Below are 21,473 nucleotides of genomic sequence, written 5' to 3'. Positions count from 1 at the left end.
CAGGTGTTCACGAATTCTGCGCTCACCACAGTCCCCCTGTGGGAGCGAGCTTGCTCGCGATGCCGGCGGCACAGCCAACATCACCGCCTCTGACACACCGCTATCGCGAGCAAGCTCGCTCCCACAGTTTTGATCCCAGGTGTTGACGAATTCTGCGCTCACCACAGTCCCCCTGTGGGAGCGAGCTTGCTCGCGATGACGGCGGCACTGCTAACATCACCGCCTCTGACACACCGCTATCGCGAGCAAGCTCGCTCCCACAGTTTTGATCCCAGGTGTTGACGAATTCTGCGCTCACCACAGTCCCCCTGTGGGAGCGAGCTTGCTCGCGATGACGGCGGCACTGCTAACATCACCGCCTCTGACACACCGCTATCGCGAGCAAGCTCGCTCCCACAGTTTTGATCCCAGGTGTTGACGAATTCTGCGCTCACCACAGTCCCCCTGTGGGAGCGAGCTTGCTCGCGATGACGGCGGCACAGTCAACATCACCGCCGCTGACACACCGCTATCGCGAGCAAGCTCGCTCCCACAGTTTTGATCCCAGGTGTTCACGAATTCTGCGCTCACCACAGTCCCCCTGTGGGAGCGAGCTTGCTCGCGATGCCGGCGGCACAGCCAACATCACCGTCTCAGACAGACCGCATTCGCGAGCAAGCCCGCTCCCACAGTTTTTGATCCTGGCTGCTCACAGCAGCGCCGCTGGGGATGCCGCTGCAAGAGGGAAGGGCTCAAACCGCTGTCGGGTTCTGTTTCTCCGGGTCAATGCCATAAAGCACAATCGCCTCGGCCACTTTTTCCCGCGGTATTGCCCCGTCATCAGCCAGCGCCTTCAAGGCCGCCAGCACAATGAAGTGGCGATCCACTTCGAAGAACCGGCGCAGCGATTCACGGGTGTCCGATTGGCCAAAGCCGTCGGTGCCCAAGGCCACGAAGCGGCGTTTGGGCACGAACGGGCGGATCTGGTCAGCGAATATCTTCATGTAGTCGGTCGCCACCACCACCGGCCCCTGTTTATCCAGCAGGCAGCTTTCAACATGGCTGATACGAGGTGCCTGCTGTGGATGGAGCAGGTTCCAGCGTTCGGCATCCTGGCCGTCCCGACGCAGTTCGGTCAGGCTGGTGACGCTCCACACTTCGCTGCTGACGCCGAAGTCCTGCTCCAGCAACTGCGCGGCGGCGACGACTTCGCGCAGGATCGAACCGCAGCCCATAAGTTGCACATGCTTGCCTTCGCTGAGCTGCGCAGGGGCTGAGAGCCGGTACATGCCTTTCAGGATATCTTGCTCGACCCCTTCGGGCATGGGCGGATGGGCGTAGTTTTCGTTGAGCAGGGTGATGTAGTAATAAATGTCCTCGTTGTCGACATACATTCGCCGCATGCCGTCCTGGATGATCACCGCCAGTTCATAGGTGTAGGTCGGGTCGTAGGACACGCAGCAGGGGATGGTGGAGGACAGCACATGGCTGTGGCCGTCGTCATGTTGCAGGCCTTCGCCCATCAGCGTGGTCCGGCCGGAGGTGGCGCCGAGCAGGAACCCCCGGGCGCGGGCATCGCCAGCGGCCCAGGCGAGATCGCCGACGCGCTGGAAGCCGAACATCGAGTAGAAAATGTAGAAGGGCACCGTCATCACGCCATGGGTGCTGTAGGAAGTGCTCGCCGCGATCCAGGAAGAAATCCCGCCGGATTCGTTCAGGCCTTCCTGCATGATCTGGCCGTCCCGGGCTTCCTTGTAATAGCTCAGCTGGCCGGCGTCCTGAGGCGTGTACAACTGGCCGACATGGGAATGGATGCCGATCTGGCGGAACAGGCTTTCCATGCCGAACGTGCGTGATTCGTCCGGGACGATCGGCACGATCAGCTTGCCGATGTTCGGGTCCTTGAGCAGCGTGCCGAGGATGCGCACGAAGGCCATGGTCGTCGAGATCGCCCGCTCGCCGGTGCCTTTGAGCTGGGTGTCCAGGGTCGATAATGGCGGGATCTGCAAAGGCTCCACCGCACTGAAGCGCGCAGGCACGTAGCCGCCCAACTGAGTGCGCCGGGCTTGCAGGTAAAGGGCTTCGACGCTGTCCGCTGCGGGCTTGAGATAGGGCATGTCGCCCAATTGATCGTCCGTGAGGTCCAGGCCGAAACGATCACGGAACGCCTTGACCGCATCCTCGCCCATCTTCTTGAGTTGGTGGTTGATGTTCTGGCCTTCGCCCGCTTCGCCCATGCCGAAGCCTTTCACGGTTTTCGCCAGGATGACCGTAGGCCCGCCGGTGTGGCGCATGGCGGCGGCGTAGGCGTTGTAGACCTTCTCCGGGTCATGGCCACCGCGCGACAGTTTCCAGATGTCGTCATCGCTCAGGTCACTGACCAGCGCCTGCAACTCGGGGTATTTGCCGAAGAAATGCTCCCGCACATAGGCGCCGTTCTGGGACTTGTAGTTCTGATAATCGCCGTCGACGCACTCCATCATCCGTTGGCGTAGCAGGCCGGTCTTGTCCTTTTCCAACAGCGCATCCCAACCGCTGCCCCAAATCACCTTGATGACGTTCCAGCCGGCTGCGCGGTACAGGCTTTCGAATTCCTGGATCACCTTGCTGTTGCCGCGCACCGGTCCGTCGAGGCGCTGCAAGTTGCAGTTGACGACAAAAATGATGTTGTCGAGCTTCTCCCGGCCCGCGAGGGAAATTGCCGCCAGCGATTCCGGCTGGTCCATTTCACCGTCACCGAGGAACGCCCAGACTTTGCGCCCCTGATGCTCCTTCAGCCCGCGATCTTCCAGGTAGCGCATGAACCGCGCCTGGTACGCGGCGGTGATCGGCCCGAGCCCCATGGACACCGTGGGGAATTGCCAGAAATCCGGCATGAGCCTTGGATGCGGATAGGATGAAACACCATCGCGGTCGGTCTCGCGGCGGAAGTTGTCCAGCTGTGCTTCGTCCAGGCGACCTTCCAGATAAGCACGCCCGTAGATGCCCGGCGAGGAGTGGCCCTGGATGTACACCATGTCGCCACCGAACTGCTCGGTGCGGCCACGGAAGAAGTGCTCGAAGCCCACATCGTAGAGAACGGCCGCCGAGGCATAGGAAGCGATGTGTCCACCCACGTTCGAATGCTTGCCGGCGCGCAGCACCATGGCCAACGCGTTCCAGCGGATGTAGGCGTTTATCCGGCGCTCTATGGCCAGGTCGCCGGGATAAGGCTGCTGACGGTCGGATGGAATGGTATTGACGTAGGGCGTGGTGACGCGCCCGTAAAAATCGCCATGGCGGTTGGCGTCGAAATCCAGCATCTGGTCAATCAGGTAGTGGGCGCGAGACCGCCCTTCGACGCTCGCCACCGATTCAATGGATTCGAGCCATTCGCGAGTCTCTTGTGGATCCTCGTCGAGGAACATGGGTTGTTGAGCCATCGTTGTCTTCTCCTGGACAGTGCAGCAGCACCGAGTCGTTTGGTGCCTGACTAAGGGGCGTGGATCGACGCCAACCTTCAAGAATGTTTGTAGTTGCAATTGCAACTACGTGCGAGAACTTAGCCTGTCGCGCGCTACAATTGCAACTAAATCGATCTCATGAAAAAGGTGATGCATGTCTTCAAGCGAGCCGGATACCTGGTTCAGATTCGTCAGGGCGCACCGCTGCCTGATCCGCGAAATCGAACGTCGGCTGGCCGCCGCCGGGCTGCCGGCCTACGCCTGGTATGACGCGTTATGGGGTCTGGAAAGCGGCCCTGACGGCACCCGGCGCATGAACGAACTGGCCGACGTGATGGCCATCGAGCGCTACAACCTCACTCGCCTGGTGGACCGCCTGGAGGCCGAAGGCCTGGTCACGCGCAGCCGCGCCAGCGATGACGGCCGGGGCGCATACGCCGCCATCACCGAACGCGGGAAGGTATTGCGCAAAAAGATGTGGAACATTTACGAAGGGGCAGTGGAGGAATTGTTCTTGTCGCAATTCGACGACGCACAGCAGCGCGTCTTCAGTGACGCGCTGGAGCGAGCGGCCAGCGCGGCGCGCAACAGCGGACGAGCGCGCTGACGCCGGCCCGCACCCAGCAAGCGCACCCGAGGGAGCGCTGAATCGGCATCGATCCCGGCGAGCCTGTACGTGCCCTTGAGGGCCTGACTCGCGCAGAGGGGGCGTTGGGTGTGATGAAGTCATCAGGTTGGTCGTGAAGCGCCATGTTGTAAAAGCCGTCATCGCCTTCCACATACAAACTTTGCAAAGCCGCCAGGGCAATGGCGTGCACCTCGGCACCACTGGCGGGGTCGAACGGCAGGCATTGCGGGTTGGCGACCAACCAGAGCGGTACCCAGGGATGGGCACCCTTGGGCCAGCGCGAAGGCGAGGTTGCTATGTCATTGCACAAAATGCCCCGGTTGGCCGATTCATTGGACAGTGCACAAAGCTCGGCCGATGTCGCGGAACGGGTCAGGCCTGTCGAACTCAAGGCTCCAACGCCGGCCCCTTCAACTCGATCTGGTTGCCGTCCGGATCGAAGCAGTAAATCGACCAACCCTTGCCCTCCGCGCCATAGCGCTTCTGCGCTTTCTCAACCTCCAGGCCAGCTGAAGCCAGATGCGCGAGGAGGGCCTGTTCATCAAACGGCTCGATACGCAGGCAGAGGTGATCGACGTTGTGCCCTTGCTTTCCGGCCGCCGGCCCGCCCTGGCGACCGAGAGGCCCGTCGACGGCTACCAGGTCAATCATCGAAACACCGGTGCCCAGATGAATCATGCCAAGATCGTCCCGGCGCTTCTTGAGCTCGCAACCAAGCACCGACGTGTAGAAAGCGAGGCTGCGCTCGATGTCTTTTACGCGCAGGACGATGTGGTCAATACGTTGAATCGTGAAGTTCTTCATACGGGCCTCATGTGCTCAGTGATGGACGCTACGGGTTACTTCACCTTAGCTATTCATGCTGGAATGTCATCTCAACACAAAAAACTGTGGGAGCGAGCTTGCTCGCGAAAACGGCAGCACATACAACATCGCAGGTTAGACCGGTCGCATCGCGAACCAGCTCCCCTTTACGCCCGGTATCCTGCAGGCTAAAGGTCATCGACGTGCGGTCGATAGGGTGATTCTGGAGACGTGCGCATCCATCTGTGTTTCTCCTCATTGTTCAGTTTGGAATGGAAAAGGAAAAGGTAATGGAGCAAGAATTCGGCACAACGGACGAGAAACAGAAACCTGCCTCATTCCAACAGGATATCTACGCGGCGCTGAAATTGATGGCGGAGCATTGGGGCCTGATAGGCAGTCTGGGGGCGTTAATCAGTGCGGTGCTCAGTTTTGGAATCCTGATGACGTACGCGAAGGCGATCGATCGGATCGACCTTTTACCGCTGGTGTTCGATAAGAAGCTCTCTGCATTGCTTCCGTGGATGGGAGTGGTTGCCTTTGTCCTGTTTCTTTACATGGTGGTGATGTGTGTCACTACCATGTTCTACGCCTTAGCCGTGTCTTTTTTCAACCAGACGCCCAACCTCAGGCCAACGGTTGCCCGCTGGTTTTTCTGGGCGGCGGTCGTGGGGTCGTTGATTTTTGTGGCCTTTGCGTTCCAGGCGCCTAAGCTCGAGCATTGGATTGTCGCCTTGGTCATCCTTTCAGGCATGAGCGCGGTCTTGGGCTTATCGTTGAAATCGCAAAGAATTCGAATGGCCTTGAAGTTGGTGTCCCTCTTTAACAACCTCAAAGGCCTTGGGGTTTGGTGGCATCAGGCAGGCGTATTCTTTTTTGCCTACTCTATTTTGATAATCGCCGTTTTCGCCGCCGTCTACCCGATGTTGATATTGCTGAAGTCGTACACGGGCAAAGACACCCCGGAAGCGATCAACTCGCTGATGGTCATTTCCATGGTGGCGGTCGTCTTGTTGTTCTTACCAGCCTTGATCTTCTTCGTGAGCAAAAAACATATCGTCGCCCGCGGGCTGTTGTCGTTCGGATCGGCATTGCTTGTCACCTTGGTGGTTGTCGCCACGTATCCGGGCGCGAGCTCTACCGTGGTGTTCAAGGCGGCGGGGATGATGGGGGTGCGTGAAACGACTCCACTCAAATATCGGTTGTTGAAGAATTTTGAGGCCAAAGACTTTGATCCGGCGAGCTGGGGAACGGTGGACGCGAGCCTGGATCTCCCGGTTGTAGAGGCCTTTCCACTCTTTTCCCTTGGGGATGTTCTTCTGCTGTGCCCCGGTGACTTGAGCGGCACGCACCTGGGCCAATGGCCAGAACATTCACATGTCTGCATCGTCACGCAACGCAGTGACGTGGTGATATTGCCTGGCGCGACGGCCGCGCCCAAGCAAACGTAGACGCCGATCAGGCAAGGTTGCCAATCAAGGACCCCTATACCGGATACCCAGCCAAGTCGTACGCCAGCGTACACCCCATGGTGATGGCAAGATTCGCTTCCGCGCTGGCAACCTGCCTCAGTCCTATCGTGGGCTCATGACCCATTCACAGACGGGGGGGAGAGTGAATGTCCTGGTTTGATGGGGAATCAGGGTTCTGGTGAGACAAAATGCTGCGAACACTGATGATTGTGGGAGCGAGCCTGTTCGCGATGACGTCATTTTAGCCAACACCAATGCCCGGACGCGCCACCTCATGATGAAATGGTTCAATTCCCTCACTCGAACAGACGCCATTGCAACACTGGCTTTGATCGTCTCCATCGCCTCAGCCTACTTCAGCTACCAGCAATACCAGGACAGCGTCGCCAGCCGCAGAACTCCACTCATCATCCGGGTCGGCGCTGAACACAGCAAAGTGTCCTTCTACAAAGCCTACCAGGATGACCAGGAGGTGCTGTTCAAGCAGCGCTACAAAATCATCCTCACCAATAACAGCTTCAACCCGGAAAGCGTTATCGGCTGGCGAATATCGGAACGCAGGGGAAATAGCAGTGACGCGTACGCCGGCATGAATTCAAAGCTGTTCGATTCGACGGGCGAGTCCATGACTTTGCCATTCCTGATCGCCGCGAAAGAAAGCAAGGTGGTCTTCCTGGATGTCGGGCAAAAAGTATCTCCGGCGGCATGGGCAATGGTGGAGCCGCTCGTAGCCTTGCACAAGGAGATGGACTGGTATGAAGCGGAGCAACTGTTTACCAATGCAGGCTATCCGCTGTTCGGGCAGCTCGAACCCGGCGAAAGTACCCTCCACCAAAACCTGAAAGTTGACCGTTGGCGGGCCGGTCCTGCGTACCAGGAATTTCAGTTGCGCTTCAGCAAAGCCGACGGACAAGAAGTGGCGGCAAAGTTGTCGTTGAATGTGAGCGACATTTATCCACAGGGAGAGGCTGAGCGGTAGTTGCTGCTGGCCGAAAAACCTTATCGAGGCACATGAGCATGAAGGCTCCACGAATTTTCATGATCCACGCAACCCCTTTGGCAATCGAGCCCATCACGGCGGCTTTTACCCGGCATTGGCCGCAGGCACGGATCATCAATCTGCTCGAGGACTCGTTGCCCCAGGACCGGGTGGAAGAGGGCGAGTTGACCACGAGCATGAAAGCGCGCTTCCTGACGCTGTCCCATTACGCCGTACAAAGCGCGGCGGATGCCATTCTGTTTACTTGTTCGGCCTTTGGTGATGCCATCGACCTGGTTAAACCCGAAGTGGCCATTCCCGTGCTCAAGCCGAACGAAGCCATGATCGACCAGGCGCTGAGCCAGGCATCGCGCATTGCTGTGCTGGCAACGTTCGAACCCACCATTACCTCGATGATGCCCGAGTTCAAGCAAGCGGCAGAGCGCAGTGGCCGCGCGGTGGAAGTGGTGCCCTATTTCGTTCCGGGGGCATTGCAGGCGTTGAAAGACGGCAACCCGCAAGCCCACGATGCCGCCATCGTGGAAATGGCCGCCCGGGTCGAGGGTTGCGACCTGATCTGTTTCGCCCAGTTTTCGATGACCAGTGCTGCCGAACAGGCCCAGGCTCGCTCCGGACTACCGGTATTGACCACACCCGACAGTGCCGTGCTGGCGCTGCGCAAGTTGCTCTAAACGGATGATTTCGTTTCTTCCCAGGATGGATGATTTACCCAATGCCCAAGTTCAACGCTCATCTCGGTTTTCAATTCAATGAAGTGCCTTTTCTACAACGCATCGAAGCCGCCGCTGCTGCGGGCTTTCGCGCGGTGGAATTCCCGTCGCCCTATGAGTTCGACGCCAGTCTTCTGGCCGATCATCTGACTCGACACAACCTGCCGTTGATCCAGTTCGCTGCACCGGCTGGCGTGACCAAAGGCATCGCAGCCTTGCACGGCAAGGACGAGGAGTTTCGCAGCGGCTTGCTCCAGGCTGCTCGCTATGCAAAGGCGCTGGCGTGTTCGGATGTCCACATCATGTCGGGCGTTACGACTCAGGAAGACGCCGCGCTTATCTATGGGCGCAATCTGGAGTACGCCGTCAAATTTCTCGAAGACCAGGGGTTGCGGCCGTTGATCGAAGTCATCTGCGTGCAGGAAATGCCGGACTACTACATGTCCGACTTCAGCAGGGCGCAGCAGGTGCTGGAGACGTTCCCGAGTGTTGGGCTGATCCTCGATCTTTACCATGCCCAACGGCTGACCGGGGACGCGGCGGATATCCTGGCTCGTTTCTATGACCGAACCGTCCATGTGCAAATTGCCGACTGTCCGGGGCGTCATGAACCAGGGACGGGGAGCATGGATTTTGCGGCTTTGTTCGCAGACCTGGAGCGGCGTGGCTACCAAGGGTGGATCGGCTGTGAATACCGTCCCGCCGGCTCTACCGTGGCAGGCCTTGATTGGATCAAGCAGTTCAGTGCTTAACTGAAGGAGTGTGAAGGCATTATCTTGAGCGCCGGATACTTCAAGGAAGTCATTTCCCCTTCCGATACGACGCGCTCTTTTTCGAGGAGCCAGAATCTCAAAGTCCGATATTGCACCACAGGCCCTTAGCCAATGGGCTTTTCCATCAAGCGCAAGCGCAGTTCTGGCTTGTCCTGTCTGGGCCCGATATCAGTCCAACCATGGTGGCTATAAAACTGCGCCGCCCTCTGGTTCGTTTCGCTCACCGACAATCTCATCCGCTCGCAGCCCAGCCCCGCAAGAAAGTCGGTCGCGTAAGCCAACAGCAACTTCCCGGCACCGCGTGATCGCCAGTCAGGGATGAGATAGAAAAAGTGGATGTAACCCACTGCAGGTTCTGTCTTCAGCAGCGATATCTCTATCTGTCCCACAATCCGTGTTTCATCCCAGGCATGGACAACGCTGCCAGGAACCGCGGCTGCTTTTTCTTGCAGCGACTGAAGGTATCGCTGCCTACCATCGGGACCGTGTAGCTGTTGTGCGCAACCAAACGCACACAGCAGCATGTCCTCGAAGAAATGCACGCAAACGTCGCTGTCTTGATCAAGGTTGGCTGGACGAAAACTCAGGGACGAGTCTGAAGCGTTTTCTGTAACCATTGGGCAGCACTCAGGCCTCATTTTGGCGGGCAACGTGGAACAAGGCCCCTCGCTGGACGGTGTGAAATACGCTGTCTAGAGTGAAGTATTCGCTCTGAATGCAACATCGGGAGGGATTCCAATGAACCACCTTAACGACTACACCAATCAAGACGAAGCGCTGAATAAAAAAACCTGGCGCTGGCGCCCAAAGAACGGCGAGACGGCGTAAAAACCACATTGTTTTTTACGCCGGATACCGAGTTCGACTCTAAACCATTGACCTTGACGACCGGCAGCTATCCCTTTACCCCGATAGGAAGCCTTGGCATTACGCAGGTGAGTACCACCGGGCAGGTCTTTATTCTAGCCTCCTGTGGGCAATAAGTGCGGGGCTTGCAACCGACCATCAATGGATTCCAGGACCATGAAAAAACAAGAACAAGAAAGTTTGCTCAACACCCTGAAGGCCCGCTTCGACCAAAATCCCCAACGCCACCCAGGTATCTCTTGGGCCGACATCCAAGCCCGGCTTGAAGCCAACCCCAATGCCCTGAAGTCCCTCCAGGCCATGGAAGCCACCGGAGGCGAGCCGGACGTGATCGGCCTCGATCCGAAAACCGGCGCTGTCACCTTCTGCGATTGCGCCAAAGAAAGCCCAACCGGTCGCCGAAGCCTCTGCTACGACCGCGCCGCCCTGGATGCACGCAAGGAGAACAAGCCCAAGGGCAGTGCCGTCGAAATGGCCGAAGAAATGGGTATCGCCCTGCTGACGGAAGACCAGTACCGAGCTCTGCAAACGCTCGGTGAGTTTGATGCCAAGACATCCAGTTGGCTGGCAACCCCTCCAGCGCTTCGCTCGCTCGATGGGGCGATTTTTGGCGACTACCGTTATGGCCGGGTGTTCATCTACCACAATGGGGTGCAGTCGTATTACGCGGCGCGCGGGTTTCGCGGCGTGCTAAGCATCTAAGCAAACCTGTGGCGAGGGCGCTTGCTCCCTCGCCACAAAAGCTCCTGCGTAACCGTCTCACTCAAAAACCAAAACCTCACACCCCTTGGCCTCAACCATCTCACTGAACCCCGGCAACCGCGCCACAAACTCTGTCTCAAACGCCAGGTACCGATCCTGCGCCGGCACGTAACGAACATCCGGTTTAATACGCGGGATGTCCTTGGTCGACAGCTTCACCACCTCATTGCTGCGTTGATTCCAAAACCACGCCAGCGTCTGCGACCCAAACGTATTGGCGCGATAACTCCACACCCACCAATCCCCATGCCCCCGGGACACATGAAGCTGCCCGTGAAACGTGCGCAAGGTAATGACCTGCTTGGGCTGCGTGACGAGCAGGCGCGTGTCCTGGCGTAGCTCACTGCCGAAACCATCCAATGTCGCCTTTGTCGCAGTGCCAGTCATGAAGTTGAAGCGCCACGCCAACAGCACCGTCTCCTGATAACCCGAGTGCTCGACGTTCTGCCGCGCGCCTTCGCTGAACAACAGGATCTCGTCACCCCCCAGGTACGCGGTTGAGGCCCGCAGCTTATAAGCCTCAGCGGGCATCGGTTTGGCGACGATGGCCTGGTGCGGCGGGTCTTGATTCCAGACCCAGCACTTCGGGCCGTTGTGCTGCATGAACAGCAAGCGGCCAGGGCCGATGGGCAGGATCGTCAGTTCATCCGCGTACTCGAAAATCACCTCGCTGCTGTCCGCCGTGATCCGCCAGATCCGCGTCAAATGCTCGGGTTCGTAAATACGCTGGCGTTCGAATATCTCCGAGCCCACCACCACGCAGGGCTGTTCAACCTCCGGCCACTGCACCCCGGCAGGCCCGAACGCCGCGATCTCATCGCCTTGCCGAATCTCGTATTGATAACGGTCATCCGCACTGTAATCGCCGCGTACGACCCGACGTTTCCACAGGCTGCGCTGGGCATCGGCATCGATGAGCTGCAAGTCCGCGCCGTCCACGCCATCGGTCCGGTGTTCGAGCATGTCCTGCTCGGTGGGCGGCCACTGGTTGTAATCGATCAGGAAGCACAACCACTGGTCTTCGTCCTGCTCGGTGATGGCGGCCCAACCGTTGCGGTAGTTGTATTCATGCACATAGGTGGTGCCGGGATAGTCATGGACTTCCTGCAGCCAATTCAACTTGCTGCGTTTGGCCTTGGGTTTTTTGCGCTCGACTGCGACAGGTTTCGGCGGCTCGATCAACGTCGGCGTGTAGCCTGGCTCTGCGTTTTGTTCCCGCCAGTGTTGTGCAAACGCCTCGCGCTGATCGACCGGGACAATCACCGGCCGATAATCATCGCCACCGGCATCCAGGTTCCACAAGTCGTAACCCTGAGCCGCCAACACCGGCGCCAGCGCCTCGAAGCAGACCTCGGGCATTTCGTTGGACAGCTCATCCAACAACGCCTCGAATTCCGGGCCGGAAAACACACCGATGTCGGGATAGTAATGCTGCAACAGCCCGAGCAAGTCGCTGCCCGGTGTTTTCCAATCGATATGAACCAACGGATCAAATGGCGATTGCATCGCGGCTGTCTTCCTTGTGGTTTCTCTGCGCGCCATCTTAGCCGCACGCCGCCGAACTTAAGCAAACCAATTACCCCGTGGAGAGGTCTGTGCAGTGCATTGATTGTTCCCACACTCTGCGTCACCTCGCAGAAGCGGAACGCGGAGCATCCCTGGCGGCGTTCCCACGCGGAGCGTGAGGAACGATCTTCCACCGCCGCCGCACCCTGATCGTTCCCACGCTCTGCGTGGGCATGCATCCCGTGACGCTCTGCGTCACCTCGCAGAAGCGGAACGCGGAGCATCCCTGGCGGCGTTCCCACGCGGGAGCGTGGGAACGATCAACTCAAAGCTCCGGAAACTCAGACAAATAACAAACCGGCGAACTCCCCTCCGCCCGTTTCTCCACCTCATCCTCCAACCACTGCGCCAACACCACCGCATTGTTCTCAACCGTCGACTTGGCCGCATACACCAACGTCAGCGTCCCATCCCGCGCAATATCCACCAGCTTCCACCAATGCTCTGGCCGCGCCGCCAGCTCACGCCGATACGCCACGCTGAACTCGGCAAACGAAACCGCCCCCGCCTTGAACGCCTTGCGCAACTCATGGGAAGGCCCGACCTCCGGCAGCCACTGCGCAATCGCCAACGCATCCTTGCGGCAATTGCGCGGCCACAAGCGGTCCACCAGAACCCGTACGCCATCCTCGGCGCTGGCTGTTTCATAGGCGCGTTTGCACTGGATCATCAAAGCCTGCCTGTCGAAGTAGGATCGCCTCAGCATAGCGGCCATGGACATATCGGCGCCTTCAAGTCTTCGCCGCACCTGCCGCTATTGGTGTAACGATTTTTACCGATCCATCGATTTTGCGTTGCGATACCGTTGCTTTCCGGCAATTAATTGGCAAACGCACGATAAGAGAACGTAGCGAATGGACGACGGACGATACGAAAGGCGGGCGGCTCTGGAGGCAAGCGCGGCGGTGTCGTCCGAGCCGCCGCATATTCTGCTGATCGACGACGTCCCGGAGGATATCCGTGCGACGCTCATCTTGCTCAAGGCCCAACCCTGGCGCATTTCCCTGGCCAGCGATGCTCACCAGGGTTATCAGCGGGCACTGGCCTTGCGTCCGGATTTGATCGTGCTGGACGTGCACATGCCGCACATGAACGGTTTCAGCCTGTGCCGGCTGTTGCGCGAGGCGCCGGCGACACGGCACACGCCCATCCTGTTCCTGTCATCGGCCAACAGCTCCATCGAACGCCTGGAAGGGCTCACCGTGGGCGGGGTGGATTACATCCCCAAGTCCTGCGCGCCCGAGGAAGTGCTGGCGCGTATCAAGATCCACCTGCAATTGACCTGGCGCGCGCCGCCCACCCACCAACAGAACCCGGCGGATCCGGAGCCGGAAGGCGATGAGATCGTCCTGCGCGCCGCGATGCGGTTGATCGAAGACCACCTCGATGACATGCCGTCCCTGGTCCAACTGGCGCAAAAAGTCGGCACTCACGAGAAACGTCTCTCGCGAATCTTTCGCGAGCACCTGGGGCTGACCGTGTTCGCCTACATTCGCGACGCACGACTGCGGCGCGGCCAGGATCTGCTTTCCGAAAGCGCCATGAGCGTGCAAGACGTTGCCGAACTGGTGGGCTTTCGCAACGCCTGCAACTTCACCACGGCCTTCCGCCAGCGAATCGGCATGACGCCCAGCCAGTTTCGCCAGCAAGCCCTGGGCATCACCGAAACCGAGTTGGCCGGGCGCGCCTGATGCGGCTCCTACAGGTTTTATTGCTGACGATAGCGTTGTTATCCACAGGCTTGCTGCGCGCCGCGCCTGTGGATATCTGCCGGGCTGACCACCTGGACCTGATGCCCGCGATGCAAATTTTCGAGGACACCCAGGCCAGCCTGAGCCAGGAAGAAGTCACTCAACTACCCAACACGTATTTCAAGCACGCGACCCCAGGCTGGCCGACCCAAGGCTACAGCCGCTCCGCCTTCTGGTTGAAAGTGCAGCTCAGCAACTCAAGTACTGCGGCGTGTTCGCGCCTGCTGGTGGTCGGCGCGCCGCGCCTGGAAGACATCCGCGTCTATCAACCGGGTCAGGATGCCCATGCAGGCGGCGCCTATCCCTTGGCCGAATGGCCGCAGCCGGCGACACGTCAGCCGGCGTTCCCGGTCTCGCTGGCGGCAGGGGAGAGCGCCACGCTATTCATCCGCGTGGCGAGCAATTTCCAGATGTTGCTGGAGCCGGAACTGTGGTCCGAACCGGCGCTGCTGCGCAGTCAGCAACAGACCTACCTGAGCGACGGACTCACCCTCGGCATTGTCCTGCTGGTGGTCCCGTTCGGTTTCATCGTCGGCTGGATCCTGCGCTCCCAACTGCTGACCGTGAACGCGGGCGCGATATTTAGCTACATCCTGCTGACCTGCATCCTCAACGGCTACCTGATCTATTGGCCCACCGCACTCGGCTGGACACGCGAGCTGCTGACCTGCGCCAGCGCGTTCTCGTTCGTACTCTTCCTGGCCTACATACGCGTCCTGTTGCAGGTTGCCCGTCTGCCCGGAATCATCGGCTGGAGCTATTGGGTGCCGCTGCTGGGCTGCATCCTCGGCCGACTCTGGTGGCTGAAGATCGATCCAGTCCAAGGCGCGCAGATCGTCCAGATATCCTTGATGAGTTTCTATGGCGTACTGCTTGCCACGCTGTTCATGGCTTGGCGCGCACGACTGAGCTACAACTGGATGGCCTGGCTGGTGCCGGCGCTGTTGCTTGGGCAATTGCTAATGCGGCTGTTCTTCCCCCAGGAGCAATTGCCCTGGCAGTCGCCGCAAAGCAAATACAGCCTATCGTCCACCCTGGCGGGCGTGGCGTTGCAGGTGTGTACGTTGATCATGGAAGTCGCCCGCAGTCGCAACCGTGAAAAAAACGCCCTGTCCACCCTCGACCAACAACGCCAAGCCGAACAGGAACGCCTGGAAAGCACCGTGGCCCTGCGCACGTCGCAGTTGCGCGAATCCCTGGCGGCGCGCAGTGCGTTGATGGCGCGGATCAGCCACGACCTGCGCTCGCCGCTGGTACGCATCATCGACTACGCGCGGCTGCTGCACGCCGGCCCCAACCGCGACTATCAAGCCACCATCGAGCGCAACGCCCGCCAGCAATTGGAGCTGATCGACGAGATGCTCGAGTTCTCCCATGGCGAGCTGGAGCAGATGCAATTGACCCTCGCACCGGGTTATCTGTACGGCTTCCTCAACGAGATCGCAGACGAAGCGGGCTTTCTCGCCGCACGCCAGGGCAACACCTTTGAGGCGGTGCTGGCGGATGACCTGCCGCCACTGGTAGAGGCCGATTTCAAACGCCTCCGGCAGATCCTCATGAACCTCCTGGCGAACGCGGCGAAATTCACTCGCAACGGCCAGATCCGTTTCGAAGTGAGCGCTCCTTCAGGTGCGAGCACCAATACCGTGGAACTGCGCTTCAGCGTGATCGACACCGGCATCGGCATCGATCCGCAGGAATTCGAACAACTCCTGCAACCGTTCCGCCGCGGCCGCAATGCCCAGCGCTACGAAGGCAGCGGGTTGGGCCTGTCCATCGTCACGCAACTGCTGGAACGCATGGACAGCCGCCTCGAGCCGCAAGCTACGGGGCAGGGCAGCCACTTCAGTTTTCGCCTGCAACTGAACTGCGCCCAAGAACACGACCTGGAAAACGGCATCGTCGACAACAACGCCACGCCATTCGACGGCCAGGGCAAACACGTCCTGCTGGTGGACGACATCGAACAGAACAGCGAATGGCTCTACGACCTGCTGGCCGGTTACGGCTTCGACGTGAGCATGGCGGCGAACGGCGAAGACGCCTTGGCCTGCCTGGCTGAACAATCGATTGACCTGCTGATCAGCGACCAGATGATGCCCGGCATGGACGGCTGGGAACTGCTGCGCCAAGTGCGCGACGGTCCGCGCGATCTACCCGTGATGCTTTATTCCGCAGTGCCGCCACGCAGACCGGAGAACTATCCACAGGACCTGGCCTTCGACGCAGTACTGCTCAAGCCCGCCGACAGCCGCGAATTGCTGGCGTGCGTCAAGGCTCTGGCCTGCGCGGACACGGCGGGTCCGGCGATGGCTCGGGAGCAATAGCGTGCAGGGTTGGGGTTACCGACTGCTTTTGCTCGGCAGCCTTTCGATGGTGCCCTGGGCGAAGGTCCAGGCCGAACAAACGGCGCCCACCGTCCTCACGCTCGACGAAACCACCGTCACCGCTCGCCGCCGCGAGGAAGACCCGCAAAACGTGCCGATCCCGATCAACGTCCTCTACGGCGATCAATTGGACGAAGCCGGCCTGCACCGGCTGCAAGACATTCAACAACGCGTGCCGGGCTTGATAGTGTCCGGCCACGATGCCCGCTACGCCGGCTTCGGCCTGCGCGGCTTCGGCGCCACCGCCTACAACGAAGGCCTGGAAGGCAGCGTCGGCACCTACGTCGATGGCGTTTACCAGGCGCGCCAGGGCATGGCCTTCACCGAGTTGATGGACATCGAGCGCATCGAAGTTTTACGCGGGCCCCAAGGCACCTTGTTCGGCAAAAACACCACCGCCGGCGCGCTGAACATCATCACCAAACAACCGACGTTCCAGCCCGAAGCCAACCTCGAAGCCCGCTACGGCGAGCGCGGTTTGCGTGAGTATCGCGGGACGATTTCCGGGCCGCTGCAAGACGACGTGCTGGCCGGCCGCCTCAACGTTTTCGACAGCGCCTCCGATGGCGCCGTGGAAAACCTGCAAGACGGCAGCCGCCTCGGCGACGCCGACAGCCAAGGCCTGCGCGGCCAATTGCTGTGGACGCCGAACCCGGACTTCAGCGCCCGCCTGATCGCCGACTACGCCGAGCAAAACGAAGCTGGCAACGTCCTGCTGGTCAATCATTACGGCGAGCAAACCCGCAAACGCGCCAAATTCCTCGGCTATCCACTGACCGAGCCCGACCCCTACAAACGCGAGTCCCGCATCGACGCGCCGGGCCATCCGCAAACCCTGCAGAACGGCGTCTCACTGGAGTTGAACTGGGACCTCGACGAGGCGATGCGCTTCACCAGCATCACCGCCTACCGCGACTGGGACTACCGCGCCACCCGCGATAGCGACAGCACCGCGCTGTCGGTGATCCAATCCGAAACCGAGCTGGGCCACCGGCAGTTCAGCCAGGAATGGCGCCTGTCCGGCACAGCCGGCTCGTCCGTCGACTATGTCGCCGGCCTTTACTACCTGCGCCAGCAGCTCGACCGACAGATCGACGCCGAATTCGGCAAGGACGCCGCGCCCTGGTTCGTCGGTGATCAACTGGAGCAACTGAAGAAACTGGGCATCAACATCACCGATCCGAGCCAGGTGCCGGCCATGCTGCTGGACGGCGCCCGGCAACGTTACGATGGCGAGCAGAAGGGCGACAGCCGAGCGATTTTCGGTCAACTCTCCTGGCGCCCGATTGACCCGCTGGAACTCACCGGCGGCCTGCGCTACAGCCAGGAGCGCAAGGACGGCTGGATCTCCCGCGACGTCAGCAACCTCGCCCCGCTGACTGGCTTGCCCCCGGTGTTCCAGGCCGGTGGGCAATTGCTGCGCGACATTGCCCTCGGTGGTGCTTATTACCGCGAAGATTCGATTGAAGAACACAACGTCTCCAGCCTCCTCAGCGCCAGCTACCGTTTCAGCGAGGCGGTGATGGGCTACGTCAGCTGGTCGCGGGGCTACAAGGCCGGCGGCATCAACTTCGACGTGGTCGGCCCGTTCACCGCGCCGACCTTCGAACCCGAGCGGGCCACATCACTGGAACTGGGCATGAAGACGCGGTTCTGGGATGAACGCGCGCTGCTCGACCTCGCCATTTACCAGACCGACGTCGACAACTACCAAGCGCTCACCTACAGCCCGCCCACCTCGCTGTTCGCGCCACCCCTGCGGGACAATCTGATCAACGTCGGCAAAGTCCGCCTGCGCGGCATCGAACTCGATTCGGCCTGGCAACTTACCCCCAAACTCACCGGCCGCCTGGGCCTGGCCTGGAGCGATGCGCGCTACCGCAGCTTCCCCAACGCCCCGTGCCCACCGGCCTCGGGCCAATGGACCTGCGACCTCAGCGGCGAGCGCCTCTACAACGCGCCGGAATGGACCCTCAGCAGCGGTCTCGACCACACCCACCCGCTGCCCTACGGATTGGAAGCCTTCAGCGGCATCGACTACAGCTTTCGCACCGGCTACTCCGGCACCCTCGAAGGTGGCGAAGGCAGCTATCAACCCAGCTACGGCCTCACCAACCTGCGCCTGGGCCTGCGCAGCCAGGACCGTGCCTGGGAAGTCGAAGGCTGGGTGCGTAACCTCTTCGACCGCAACTACATCACAGCCGTCTATTCACTGCTCGGCACCGGCGACTACGGCGTCATGACCGGCAGCGAACGCACCCTCGGCACCACCGTCAGGCTTCGCTATTGACCGAAATAAACCGCGTCGGACAAAACGCCAAACGATTACCACCGGCCTTCTTCGACAGATACATCGCCTGATCCGCCTTACTGATCAGCCCATCGATCTCATGCCCATGCTCAGGGTAAAACGCCACCCCGATACTCGCCGCGATCTCCACCGTCTGCGCGCCAATCAAAATCGGCGCATTGGCCGCAGCCAGCATCCGCTTGAGCAACGGCTCGCAGTCCTCCACCGCCTGCAACCCCACCAGCCCGGCAACAAACTCATCACCCCCCAGCCGCGCCAACGTATCGCCCTCACGCAACGTCGCATTGATCCGCGCCGCGACAATCTGCAACACCCGGTCCCCCCAGTCATGCCCATAACTGTCGTTCAGCGCCTTGAACCCATCCAGATCAATAAACGCAATCGCCACCTTCTGCTGATAAATACGCGCCTTGCCCAACGCCTGACGCATCCGCTCGGCCAACAACAACCGATTGGGCAACTGCGTGAGCGCGTCATACCGGGCATCGCGCTCCAGCAACTGCAGACGCTGCTTCATCTGGGTCATGTCGCTGAACAGCGCCACATAGTGCTGAACATTGCCGTGACGGTCATGCACCGCACTGATGCTGATCCGCGAGGTCATCTCCCGGCCGTCCTTGTGGTTGCTTTGGATTTCACCGGACCAATGCCCGTGGAAATCCAACGCGTTTTTCATTGGCGCGTAAAAAGCGGTGAGGCGACGGACCATGCGATGGGAGTTCAGCTCGCGACCCTTGATCTCTTCTTGCCCGTAACCGGTGAGGCGGGTGAAGGCCTCGTTCACGGCGATGACCCGGCCGAAGGGGTCGACCAGGATGATGCCTTCGCGGGCGTGGCTGAACACAGTGGCGGCCAGCTCTGGGCACACGGTGTTGAGGCGACGGTCGAGCGTGGCTTCGTCACGGGTGGCCGGCCATATGTTGGAATCGAAGCCTTGCTGGGCCAGGTAGGCGGCCAGGGATGACAGCGCTCGGTGCAGCCGGGTCAGGGCATGCGTGGCGAGCCTGGAGTTGAGGCAATAGCTCCGGATGAAGGTGCGTAGGTTCATGGGGGGTACACGGTGCTCGGTTGCAGCGGTAGGGGGTGAGTGGAGAAGGGATTATCGAGGCGGGGGTGGGCGGGGGCGTTTGCTGGAGCGGATGGGAGCTTTGCGGGAAGGGATGGAGTGGAAAGATTTTCGGGACGTGACTGCGCACCATAGCGACTTACAGTGCGCAGGTTTTATCAAGGCCTTGCGTCAAGCGGGAGTCAGCGAAGTCGTAGGGTTTTCACCACGGCTTCGCCTTGTGAGCCACCAGGCCAACAGAGATCGACAGATGCCGAGGCTCCACCTGCTACGTGGAATATTGCAAAGTTCTTGTCTTCCGAGTGACTGAAAAGGTGCTCGAAATAGATGGAATCATGACCGTTGATCTTTCCAGAATTTGCGATCCCGGTTCCGGCGAACTGCCCGGCGGGCATTCGGGAAATAGCGCTGGAGGCCACCTGATAGATACTGGCTTTACGATATTTATCATGACTCAGTCGAAACGCAGCGGCACAGTGAACGTCGCCACTGATGAACACCAATGTCTTACCGCTTTTGTCCAGCGCTGGAAAGATGGAATCCAGCAGAATGTTTCGCTCTGCATGGTTGCTGCTATGGTCCCACTCATCCATGCAATCATCTTTGGCGGAGTCAAGCCAGGAACCAGCCGTCAAGAGCACCGATTTCCAGTGAACGAATGGCACCGGGCTAACCACAAATAACAAGGGAGAGGATGAGTTCGCGCTACTTTTCAACCATTCTTGGAATCGTTCGATTTGTTTTGTACCGAGAAGAAAGTTCTTCTTTTCCGGGGTTTCGACGTCGTGATGTCCACGCATGTCAAGCATATAAAATGGAATGCCGCCTTTTTCAAAACCGTAATCCCAGATACAGGTCTCTGGTTTTTTCAAGGAGCCTTTGGAAACGCCAGTCTCGGGATTGTGGCTGTGCGCATATTCAAAGTAAGCCGTCCGCGCAGCCGTCCACATTGAATTAACCAATTTTCTATCTATTACCTTGTCATCGCGTTCGAAATACCTGGAAATTATTGCGATTCGCTCTTCGTCGGTACGAGAACCCCAGCCATCCATGATTTCATGATCGTCCCAGATCATGTATTGCGGGTACTTGGAGAACGCTTCCTGGAGGTGTGGAAATTTCCAATACACTCGATAGTACCAGCGATACAGATTGAGCAGGTACGCGTCGAGCTTTTTAAGGTCAAGCTTGCCTTTTGTGGAGCACTCTGCGATCAAGTCGTCCTTGTTGTCTTTCAACCACTCCCAGATGTCAGGAAAGTGCTTGCTCTCCTGGCAATCAACATACACTTGATCGCCACCCCCTATAGCGAATCTGGCGTTTGAAACATCCATTTTTTCCAGAAAGAGAGGCCAGGCGCCATAACTTCCATTTGCGTTGAACGGATCATGGCAACTATAGAATCCAAAGCTGAAATCAAGCATCTCGTCTGCCATGGTCCTGAAGGCGAGTGACTTATGACAACCGATTTCGGTCCTGCGAAAGGTTTCCGTACCGTCCGTCTCGTCGGTCATTAGATAGTAGAAATAAGTCGTGTCTTGATCCAGGCCCTGAAGGTCGAAGGTATGGGTCAGATCATCTTCCCAGCTGAATGCATATGAGTCATGAGCACAGTTATACGGTTTCAAAAACTCGGCCAGCGGTTTGCCATCCAGCTTTACCAAATCGCCTTCGATTGCATTCTTTGACCAAACCAGGCTCCAGTTTCCTGGTGTATAGACGCGAATCCAAATGCGTGCAGACTGGGTGGTGACGTGTCCAATAATACTTGCACTTTGTAGTTTGGAAACGTCGTACTCGTTATTTCTAGGGTCGACCAAAGCCATGGGGAATTCCTTTGTCCGAGCATAGTTATCTCAGAACAGGAGATGAGTCCGGTTCGGATGCTTACGTCCCTCCGGCAGGATCTACAGCGAAGGATTCAAATCCAATCAGGATGGAGGCATTGTGAATA

At 59.2% G+C, this 21,473-nt stretch carries 16 protein-coding genes; 9 read left to right on the top strand and 7 right to left on the bottom strand.

Annotation, left to right across the window (positions count from 1 at the left end; translation table 11 throughout):
• Positions 1–731: 731 nt before the first annotated feature.
• Positions 732–3,401 carry a pyruvate dehydrogenase (acetyl-transferring), homodimeric type gene (gene aceE, locus F7R20_RS14125; RefSeq protein WP_003197912.1) on the bottom strand — a complete coding sequence of 890 codons (2,670 nt, stop codon included), beginning with the start codon at positions 3,399–3,401 and terminating at the stop codon, positions 732–734.
• A 175-nt stretch (positions 3,402–3,576) separates the two neighbouring features.
• Between aceE and F7R20_RS14120 the strand changes: the two genes are divergently transcribed.
• Positions 3,577–4,029 (top strand): MarR family winged helix-turn-helix transcriptional regulator, encoded by a 453-nt coding sequence (locus F7R20_RS14120; RefSeq protein WP_003197914.1) that lies wholly within the window; start codon positions 3,577–3,579, stop codon positions 4,027–4,029.
• Between the two features lie 408 nt (positions 4,030–4,437).
• On the opposite strand, the gene F7R20_RS14110 is transcribed toward F7R20_RS14120, so the two are convergent.
• Positions 4,438–4,854, bottom strand: a complete 417-nt coding sequence (locus F7R20_RS14110; protein ID WP_003197916.1) for a VOC family protein — start codon at positions 4,852–4,854, stop codon at positions 4,438–4,440.
• 290 nt (positions 4,855–5,144) lie between these two features.
• Here F7R20_RS14110 and F7R20_RS14105 point away from each other — a divergent pair, with 290 nt between their 5' ends.
• The 4 genes from F7R20_RS14105 (at position 5,145) to F7R20_RS14090 (ending at position 8,788) form a co-directional block, all read left to right on the top strand.
• On the top strand, positions 5,145–6,305 hold the full coding sequence (locus F7R20_RS14105; RefSeq protein ID WP_003197917.1) for a hypothetical protein: 1,161 nt from the start codon (positions 5,145–5,147) through the stop codon (positions 6,303–6,305).
• A gap of 295 nt (positions 6,306–6,600) precedes the next feature.
• Entirely contained in the window at positions 6,601–7,305 is a 705-nt protein-coding gene (locus F7R20_RS14100) for a hypothetical protein (protein WP_003197919.1), read from the top strand.
• Positions 7,306–7,343: 38 nt separating this feature from the next.
• A complete protein-coding gene (locus tag F7R20_RS14095; RefSeq protein ID WP_003197921.1) occupies positions 7,344–7,997 on the top strand; it encodes an arylsulfatase in 654 nt (217 codons plus the stop codon).
• Positions 7,998–8,038: 41 nt separating this feature from the next.
• The gene (locus tag F7R20_RS14090) at positions 8,039–8,788 is read left to right on the top strand and encodes a hydroxypyruvate isomerase family protein (RefSeq protein WP_003197927.1); all 750 of its coding nucleotides are present in this window, start codon (positions 8,039–8,041) and stop codon (positions 8,786–8,788) included.
• Between the two features lie 125 nt (positions 8,789–8,913).
• Here the strand turns inward: F7R20_RS14090 and F7R20_RS14085 are convergent, their stop codons facing one another.
• Positions 8,914–9,426: a GNAT family N-acetyltransferase gene (locus tag F7R20_RS14085; RefSeq protein ID WP_003197928.1), complete on the bottom strand. Its 513-nt coding sequence runs from the start codon at positions 9,424–9,426 to the stop codon at positions 8,914–8,916.
• A gap of 406 nt (positions 9,427–9,832) precedes the next feature.
• Here F7R20_RS14085 and F7R20_RS14080 point away from each other — a divergent pair, with 406 nt between their 5' ends.
• Positions 9,833–10,378: a DUF4256 domain-containing protein gene (locus F7R20_RS14080; RefSeq protein ID WP_013692300.1), complete on the top strand. Its 546-nt coding sequence runs from the start codon at positions 9,833–9,835 to the stop codon at positions 10,376–10,378.
• 57 nt (positions 10,379–10,435) lie between these two features.
• Here the strand turns inward: F7R20_RS14080 and F7R20_RS14075 are convergent, their stop codons facing one another.
• On the bottom strand, positions 10,436–11,944 hold the full coding sequence (locus F7R20_RS14075; RefSeq protein ID WP_003197938.1) for a DUF6630 family protein: 1,509 nt from the start codon (positions 11,942–11,944) through the stop codon (positions 10,436–10,438).
• A gap of 325 nt (positions 11,945–12,269) precedes the next feature.
• A complete protein-coding gene (locus F7R20_RS14070) occupies positions 12,270–12,674 on the bottom strand; it encodes a DUF488 domain-containing protein (RefSeq protein ID WP_003197939.1) in 405 nt (134 codons plus the stop codon).
• A gap of 184 nt (positions 12,675–12,858) precedes the next feature.
• On the opposite strand from F7R20_RS14070, the gene F7R20_RS14065 reads away from it, so the two are divergent.
• The 3 genes from F7R20_RS14065 to F7R20_RS14055 are packed head-to-tail and all read left to right on the top strand — an operon-like array spanning position 12,859 to position 18,432.
• Positions 12,859–13,695, top strand: a complete 837-nt coding sequence (locus tag F7R20_RS14065; RefSeq protein WP_223524291.1) for a response regulator transcription factor — start codon at positions 12,859–12,861, stop codon at positions 13,693–13,695.
• Positions 13,695–16,082 (top strand): hybrid sensor histidine kinase/response regulator, encoded by a 2,388-nt coding sequence (locus F7R20_RS14060; RefSeq protein ID WP_003197941.1) that lies wholly within the window; start codon positions 13,695–13,697, stop codon positions 16,080–16,082. Before F7R20_RS14065 ends, F7R20_RS14060 begins: the two co-directional genes overlap by 1 nt.
• Position 16,083: 1 nt before the next feature.
• Positions 16,084–18,432 (top strand): TonB-dependent receptor, encoded by a 2,349-nt coding sequence (locus F7R20_RS14055; RefSeq protein ID WP_003197943.1) that lies wholly within the window; start codon positions 16,084–16,086, stop codon positions 18,430–18,432.
• On the opposite strand, the gene F7R20_RS14050 is transcribed toward F7R20_RS14055, so the two are convergent.
• Positions 18,416–19,501: a sensor domain-containing diguanylate cyclase gene (locus tag F7R20_RS14050; RefSeq protein WP_003197944.1), complete on the bottom strand. Its 1,086-nt coding sequence runs from the start codon at positions 19,499–19,501 to the stop codon at positions 18,416–18,418. The genes F7R20_RS14055 and F7R20_RS14050 overlap by 17 nt on opposite strands.
• Before the next feature lie 200 nt (positions 19,502–19,701).
• The gene (locus F7R20_RS14045; RefSeq protein WP_003197945.1) at positions 19,702–21,345 is read right to left on the bottom strand and encodes an alkaline phosphatase D family protein; all 1,644 of its coding nucleotides are present in this window, start codon (positions 21,343–21,345) and stop codon (positions 19,702–19,704) included.
• Positions 21,346–21,473: the final 128 nt, after the last annotated feature.

This window comes from Pseudomonas brassicacearum subsp. brassicacearum, assembly GCF_008801605.1.
Taxonomy (GTDB): Bacteria; Pseudomonadota; Gammaproteobacteria; order Pseudomonadales; family Pseudomonadaceae; genus Aquipseudomonas; species Aquipseudomonas brassicacearum.
The sequence above is the reverse complement of the archived record's forward strand: the minus strand, read 5'-3'. Positions and strand labels throughout refer to the sequence as shown.

Bases quoted from the DNA above. Each gene is read 5' to 3' on its own strand.
- aceE (WP_003197912.1), bottom strand. From the start codon at position 3,401: ATGGCTCAACAACCCATGTTCCTCGACGAGGATCCACAAGAGACTCGC.
- F7R20_RS14120 (WP_003197914.1), top strand. From the start codon at position 3,577: ATGTCTTCAAGCGAGCCGGATACCTGGTTCAGATTCGTCAGGGCGCAC.
- F7R20_RS14110 (WP_003197916.1), bottom strand. From the start codon at position 4,854: ATGAAGAACTTCACGATTCAACGTATTGACCACATCGTCCTGCGCGTA.
- F7R20_RS14105 (WP_003197917.1), top strand. From the start codon at position 5,145: ATGGAGCAAGAATTCGGCACAACGGACGAGAAACAGAAACCTGCCTCA.
- F7R20_RS14100 (WP_003197919.1), top strand. From the start codon at position 6,601: ATGATGAAATGGTTCAATTCCCTCACTCGAACAGACGCCATTGCAACA.
- F7R20_RS14095 (WP_003197921.1), top strand. From the start codon at position 7,344: ATGAAGGCTCCACGAATTTTCATGATCCACGCAACCCCTTTGGCAATC.
- F7R20_RS14090 (WP_003197927.1), top strand. From the start codon at position 8,039: ATGCCCAAGTTCAACGCTCATCTCGGTTTTCAATTCAATGAAGTGCCT.
- F7R20_RS14085 (WP_003197928.1), bottom strand. From the start codon at position 9,426: ATGGTTACAGAAAACGCTTCAGACTCGTCCCTGAGTTTTCGTCCAGCC.
- F7R20_RS14080 (WP_013692300.1), top strand. From the start codon at position 9,833: ATGAAAAAACAAGAACAAGAAAGTTTGCTCAACACCCTGAAGGCCCGC.
- F7R20_RS14075 (WP_003197938.1), bottom strand. From the start codon at position 11,944: ATGCAATCGCCATTTGATCCGTTGGTTCATATCGATTGGAAAACACCG.
- F7R20_RS14070 (WP_003197939.1), bottom strand. From the start codon at position 12,674: ATGATCCAGTGCAAACGCGCCTATGAAACAGCCAGCGCCGAGGATGGC.
- F7R20_RS14065 (WP_223524291.1), top strand. From the start codon at position 12,859: ATGGACGACGGACGATACGAAAGGCGGGCGGCTCTGGAGGCAAGCGCG.
- F7R20_RS14060 (WP_003197941.1), top strand. From the start codon at position 13,695: ATGCGGCTCCTACAGGTTTTATTGCTGACGATAGCGTTGTTATCCACA.
- F7R20_RS14050 (WP_003197944.1), bottom strand. From the start codon at position 19,501: ATGAACCTACGCACCTTCATCCGGAGCTATTGCCTCAACTCCAGGCTC.
- F7R20_RS14045 (WP_003197945.1), bottom strand. From the start codon at position 21,345: ATGGCTTTGGTCGACCCTAGAAATAACGAGTACGACGTTTCCAAACTA.